Raw genomic sequence first — 1,566 nt, 5'->3', positions numbered from 1 at the left:
TGCAACGGCGCCTTCGCCGCGCGCTGAAGGGACAGGGCCTCTCGTGTTCACATTGGATGGCGTGTCCAAGCGCTTTGGCGGCTTGCAGGCCCTGCACCCGCTGACGCTGACGTTGCCCACGGGCGCGGCGGAGTGAGGGGCGCCAAGGCTCCCGGGTTCACCGGGCGTCCGGGGCCACGGGCCTCCAGGAGCACACCGGGGCCGGGGGTTTTCCTGCCCGGAGGGGATGCTACAGGTCTGTTGCCTGTAAACTGGACGGGCCCTGGAACGTGTCAGAGGCTCCCTGTAGAGGTTCCAAGCAGCCATGCAGAACGTCCTGGACGGTAGGGAAGGTCGGCGGGTCCACGAGGACTTGGCCGCGGAGCGCGCGGTGCTCGGCGCCGTGCTGGCGGACAACGGGCTCATCACGCCCGTGGCGGAGGTCATCCACGCGGACGACTTCTCCAGTCCCTCGCACGCGCAGATCTTCAGCGCGATGATGCGGCTGGACGCGCAGAGCAAGCAGGTGGACCACCTGACGCTCTCCGAGGAGCTGAAGATCCTCGGGCAGCTCGTGGCCGTGGGCGGCCCCGCCTACCTGATGGGGTTGGATCAGGTCGTCCCGCTGGCGGCCAACGCGGTCCAGTACGCCAACATCGTCAAGGACCAGGCGATCCGCCGACGCCTGGCCAACGTGGGCCGCGAAATCCAGGACCTGGCCAGCCAGGAGACGGGCGAGCTGGAGGTCCTGCTCGACGAGGCCGAGCGCAAGGTCTTCCTCCTCGCGGAGAAGAAGCGCGAAGGCGACCTGCGTCCGGTCAGCGAGCTGATGGAGCAGACGCTCGACCTGCTCGACAAGATGAAGGCCGCGTCCACGGGCGTGACGGGCCTGTCCACGGGCTTCATCGACCTGGACATGCAGCTGACCGGCCTGCACGCCGGCGAACTCATCATCCTCGCGGCGCGTCCCGGCATCGGCAAGACGTCGCTCGCGATGAACATCGCGGTGCACGCGGCGCTCAAGGAGAACAAGGCGGTCGGCATCTTCAGCCTGGAAATGCCCGCGGATCAGCTCCTCATGCGTCTGCTCGCGTCCACCGCGCGCGTGGACATGAAGAAGCTGCGAGGCGGCCGGCTGTCGCCCCACGACGAAGAGAAGTTCCAGGAGATGGCGGGCGCGCTCTACAACGCGCCCATCTACATCGACGACTCCGGCGGCCTGTCCCCGTTCGACCTGCGCGCCAAGGCGCGGCGCGTGAAGCAGAAGGACCCGCGCCTGTCGCTGCTCGTCATCGACTACCTCCAGCTCATGCACCAGAAGGGCAAGGTGGAGAGCCGCCAGTTGGAAGTCGCTGAAATCTCGCGCGCGCTCAAGCAGCTGGCCAAGGAGCTGTCGGTGCCCATCATCGCTCTCAGCCAGCTCAACCGTAAGGTGGAGGAGCGCAAGGGCGGCAAGCCCATGCTGTCGGACCTGCGTGAGTCCGGCTCCATCGAACAGGACGCCGACGTGGTGATGTTCATCCACCGCGAGGATCAGGACGAGGGCGAGCCCGGCGCAGGCGGCGGCGGTGGTGGTGGCGGTGGTGG

Annotated in this window: 1 protein-coding gene; it reads left to right on the top strand. The window is 67.7% G+C overall.

Annotated elements, in window-relative coordinates; genetic code table 11:
- Positions 1 to 304: 304 nt before the first annotated feature.
- Positions 305 to 1,566 (top strand): replicative DNA helicase (dnaB, locus tag D7X12_RS41250; protein ID WP_120630551.1); only part of this gene is annotated, 1,262 nt, incomplete at its 3' end.

The organism is Corallococcus sicarius, assembly GCF_003611735.1.
Classification (GTDB): domain Bacteria; phylum Myxococcota; class Myxococcia; order Myxococcales; family Myxococcaceae; genus Corallococcus; species Corallococcus sicarius.
This window is presented reverse-complemented; position numbering and strand designations above follow the sequence as displayed.